Below are 298 nucleotides of genomic sequence, written 5' to 3' on the forward strand. Positions count from 1 at the left end.
AATACAAATAATATCCGTTTCGCCATACTATTTCAGCAGTCTTTATATTTTCAATATTAAAATCTAACTCTAAATATATACCTTTTGACATTGATAACTTTAAGTTAGCTTTAGCATTGATATTTATTGCACTAGCCTTGAATGGTATTATATAAAATTTCTTGGTTTTATATGGATACTTTGCCTTGGTATTATCTTTCTTTCTTAACTCTGAAATAGTCTTTCTATTAGCATCAAATTTATCTGATATTGCTTGTATAGTTTGACTATGTAGATTGTATTTACCTTTGATTATCTT

At 25.8% G+C, this 298-nt stretch carries 1 pseudogene; it reads right to left on the reverse strand.

The features are described from left to right. Window positions 1-298: pseudogene (locus KGF46_RS19845) on the reverse strand (RNA-guided endonuclease TnpB family protein); the annotation flags it as partial.

This window comes from Clostridioides sp. ZZV14-6153 (assembly GCF_020657855.1).
In the GTDB taxonomy this organism is placed as follows: Bacteria; Bacillota; Clostridia; order Peptostreptococcales; family Peptostreptococcaceae; genus Clostridioides.